We start from the raw sequence: 4,573 nt of genomic DNA on the forward strand, positions 1-4,573 counted from the left end.
CGAGTACTTGGTGATCGCTCATGCCCTGTGTTTTTAAGATGGCCACTTCCGACTGTTTTTCCATCACCACCATAATAAGGGCTGAAATGATATTGAACGCCGCCACACCGACAATCAGACCTAGCATTAGCCCCATCATATTCTTTTCCATTTGAACCGCTTGGAAAAGCTCACCTCGTTGCTGACGCCAATCGCTCCAATGCCAGTTTTGAGGAAGTGCTTGTTTGGATAAATCCGCCACAACGAACGGGTCATCAAAAAAGAGACGCCATCCTGAAATCGTATCGGGTGAATATCGCTGTAACCTAGCCGCATCAGACAAATGCGTGACCATCAACTGTGCATCGACATCAGACCCAGTGTTAAAAAGCCCCGCGACAGTAAAATTACGTTGGCTTGGTATACGGCCAAAAGGCGTGTATTGACTCGCGCTTGTCACCATCAGTCGAACTTTGTCACCCGTTGAAACGTTGAGAGAACGGGCTAGGCTATGGCCAAGAAACACATGATACTCACCCTGTTTGAGATCGGACAACCGCCCTGCAATTAAGTGTTTTTCTATTGGGTCATTCTCTGCAGGCAAGATGCCCAGCATCATTCCTGCGGTCAATTGAGAGGCACTTTGGATAACTGCTTCACTACGAACAATCGGTTCAGGGGCTTTTTGATCAGACATTTGAGAAATAAAATCTGGAATATCAGTCGTATACTCCGTTTTATCATTATCTTGAGAAATGACCCCTTGAGGCAGTACCCCCAAAATGCGGCTTTTCAATTGCGCCTCAAACCCGTTCATAACCGAAAGAACCGTAATCAAAGACATAACACCAATAGTAATACCAGCTGTCGACATGTAAGAGACAAATCGACTGAATCTATCACCGGATCGTCCCCTGAGGTAACGCAGACCGATATAGAACGAAATGGGAAGAGTCATAGTTAAAACCAAGATAAATTGAACCACATACTTTAACGATTTACGTACTCAGGTTATAGCCCTAATTTGCTAAAAATAAGTTAATTGTACTCAATTACAGAGACATACCTTGATATGTTTGTAGCGATGGCGATAATCACAACTCAAGCATTACAAAATTCCTTCTATTGGCAATAATAAAAGGGGTGCGATCGGCAATAAAAGGAGCTCTACTATGTCAGATCAGGCGTTTTTTTCCGTTCAACATAAGATGACGGCGAACATCGAGCCATTATCGGCAGAATTTGTCTTCCCTTCTAATGACGTCTTCGAGGCCGAGATCCCGACTCCTTTTATTGTATCGAGTGAATTTAGCCAACTTGATAAGCTTAACGAGTCTGCACGAATCGAGCTGACGAACAGCGATTTCAAACATGTTGTGCAACTGTTAGACACACAAAATTCTAAGCTCAACTTGCTGCTGACGTTCATGCTTTCTCAACAAGACGATGAACAGTTTCGTAATACAACCCATTCATTTGGTGCGAGCGTCTTTTCTTATTACAGCAAAGCTAAACTGGCGGTGGGGACAAAAACGCGAGTCAAATTATTCTTAGATCACCCGCCTGCAGCCATTTATTGTTACGGCGAAATCAGCTCTGTAGAGCAACATGACTTAGGCTGGGATACGACTATCCAGTACACATTATTAAGAGACGCAGACGAAGACATACTGATTCGAGCCGCGCTCTACCAACAACAAAAACTCCTGCGTCAGCGCTCCCTTAATAGAGACAAATAAGTACCCTTTCATGACGATATCAAAACTTCTTTCTCTATCGACACCCAGCGGTGCGGGAGATAAAAAATTCATCGGTAACCTCAAAGGTTCTAGCCTCTCTCTGGCTATCGCCGAACTTGCCGACACCCATAAAAACCATACCTTGCTCGCTGTTGCCGATCCACAAACCGCATTAAAACTGCAGCAAGAGATCGAACAATTCACCGATCAAGAAGTGGCCTTATTCCCTGATTGGGAAACGCTGCCTTATGATAACTTTTCACCCCATCAAGAGATTATTTCCGATCGTATAGCACGGCTGTATCAATTGCCGTCTCTTACCTCAGGAATCACCATTGTTCCAATAAGTACCTTGCTACAAAAGCAGTCTCCTCGAGAGTTTTTGCTGCAGCACACCTTAATGGTGAAAACCGGTGATCTATTTTCTCTTGAAAAACTGCGCACTCAATTAGAGCAATCCGGCTATCGCCATGTCGATCAAGTGTTTGGGCCAGGTGAATATGCCAGCAGAGGCTCTATTCTCGATCTTTTCCCTATGGGCAGCAAAGACCCTTATCGGATCGATTTTTTTGATGATGAAATTGATACTATTCGTACCTTTGATCCCGAGAATCAGCGCTCTATCGAGGACATTCAGGAAATCCGATTGCTTCCAGCCCATGAGTTTCCGACATCAGAATCGGCAATTGAAGATTTCAGAATTCGCTGGCGTCAACGTTTCGATGCTCGAAGAGAGCCTGAATCTGTTTATATGCAGGTTACAAAAGGCACATGGCCTTCTGGTATCGAATATTGGCAACCCCTATTCTTCGATCACACTGAGAGCTTGTTTGACTATATAACCCCTGGCAGTCAATTAATTGTTGTCGGCGATATAGAGCCTGCGATTGATGCCTTCCTCACCGATGTAGAGCATCGCTATGAGCAACGAAAAATCGACCCACTTCGACCTTTGCTTCCACCGGGTGACTTGTGGTTGAAAAAAGACGAGTTGTTTCGCTTTTTTAAGCAGTTGCCTCAAACCTTACTGTCTATTAAAGACATTCCGGACAAATCAGGGCGAAGCAACCTCGCGGTGGAATCGTTACCGGACTTATCCGTACAACACAAGAATAAAGAACCTTTAGCCGCACTTCGCCAATTTTCAGAAACATTCCAAGGGAAGATCATTTTCTCTGTGGAGTCTGAAGGCCGAAGAGAAGCACTGCTTGAGTTACTGCAAGGGATCAAGTTACGACCTATTGAAGAAGATAGCTTCAGCAACGCAATCAAAAGCAGCAATAAGTTCACCCTTGTTCTAGGCGCATCCGAATATGGCTTCGTCGATACTGCATCGAATATCGCTTTCATTTGTGAGAGTGACTTGTTGGGTGACCGCGTTATTCAACGACGCAGAAAAGATCGAAAGACCACCAACAGTGACTCGGTCATTCGTAACCTTGCAGAGCTAAAAACCGGCCAACCTGTGGTGCATATTGATCATGGTATCGGTCGCTATATTGGCCTGCAAACACTCGAAGCGGGCGGCATGATCACCGAATACGTGACACTCGAGTATCAAAATGACGCCAAACTTTACGTTCCAGTAGCGTCATTAAACCTTATTGGTCGGTATTCAGGTGGGGCAGAAGAAAGCGCACCTTTGCACAAACTGGGTGGCGAGGCATGGCAAAAAGCTCGTAAACGCGCGGCAGAAAAAGTACGTGACGTTGCAGCAGAACTGCTCGATGTCTACGCTAAACGTGAACTCAAACCAGGCTACAAGTTTGTCCTCGATCGCGGTCAATACGCTACCTTCAAATCTGGGTTCCCATTTGAAGAAACCGATGACCAAGCCACAGCAATTAATGCCGTCATGTCCGACATGTGTCAAGCCAAAGCAATGGATCGACTCGTCTGTGGTGATGTAGGCTTTGGTAAAACAGAAGTAGCAATGCGCGCAGCGTTTGTCAGTACAGACAATGGCAAGCAAGTTGCGGTGCTGGTACCAACGACACTACTTGCCCAACAGCACTTTGAAAACTTTCGTGACCGATTTGCTAACCTACCGATTCGAGTTGAAGTCCTGTCTCGATTTAAATCAGCGAAAGAGCAAAAAGCGATCATGCAAGATGTAACCGACGGAAAGGTTGATATTCTCGTCGGCACTCACAAATTGCTCTCAAGTGATCTTAAGTTCAATGACCTTGGCCTTCTCATCGTCGATGAGGAACACCGTTTTGGTGTCAGGCAAAAAGAGAAAGTAAAAGCAATGAGGGCGGATGTAGACATTTTAACCCTCACAGCCACCCCGATTCCTAGAACACTCAATATGGCAATGAGTGGCATGCGTGATCTGTCCATTATTGCTACTCCCCCCGCCAGAAGATTAGCCATAAAAACCTTTGTTCGAGAAAATGATGATGGCGTTGTTCGTGAGGCGATTCTTCGAGAAATCATGCGTGGCGGGCAAGTTTATTTCCTACACAACCAAGTCGACACCATCGATAAAGTCGCAGAGAATTTAGCCAAACTGGTTCCAGAGGCTCGAATTACCACCGCTCACGGTCAAATGCGAGAGCGAGAACTGGAAAAAGTCATGAACGACTTCTACCACCAGCGCTTCAATTTATTGGTGTGTACTACCATTATTGAAACCGGTATTGATGTCCCGACCGCCAACACCATCATCATGGATCGTGCCGACAATCTCGGGCTCGCGCAGCTTCACCAATTGCGTGGGCGCGTAGGACGTTCGCATCACCAAGCTTACGCCTATCTCCTTACTCCTCATCCAAAAGCAATGAGTAAAGACGCCATCAAACGTCTAGATGCCATCGCATCACTGGAAGATTTAGGGGCTGGCTTCACCCTAG

At 45.7% G+C, this 4,573-nt stretch carries 3 protein-coding genes; 2 read left to right on the forward strand and 1 reads right to left on the reverse strand.

Features of this window, described 5'->3' with window-relative positions; all coding sequences use genetic code 11:
- Positions 1–937 (reverse strand): ABC transporter permease (locus ACP45E_RS11075; protein WP_069585015.1); only part of this gene is annotated, 937 nt, incomplete at its 3' end.
- Positions 938–1,151: 214 nt separating this feature from the next.
- On the opposite strand from ACP45E_RS11075, the gene ACP45E_RS11080 reads away from it, so the two are divergent.
- Together ACP45E_RS11080 and mfd are read left to right on the forward strand one after the other, a co-directional pair.
- Positions 1,152–1,718: a hypothetical protein gene (locus ACP45E_RS11080; protein ID WP_017037021.1), complete on the forward strand. Its 567-nt coding sequence runs from the start codon at positions 1,152–1,154 to the stop codon at positions 1,716–1,718.
- A 10-nt stretch (positions 1,719–1,728) separates the two neighbouring features.
- The coding region (gene mfd, locus ACP45E_RS11085) for a transcription-repair coupling factor (RefSeq protein ID WP_069585013.1) at positions 1,729–4,573 on the forward strand (2,845 nt) is incomplete at its 3' end.

Source organism: Vibrio genomosp. F10 str. 9ZD137, assembly GCF_049974785.1.
Classification (GTDB): Bacteria; Pseudomonadota; Gammaproteobacteria; order Enterobacterales; family Vibrionaceae; genus Vibrio.

Bases quoted from the DNA above. Each gene is read 5' to 3' on its own strand.
- ACP45E_RS11080 (WP_017037021.1), top strand. From the start codon at position 1,152: ATGTCAGATCAGGCGTTTTTTTCCGTTCAACATAAGATGACGGCGAAC.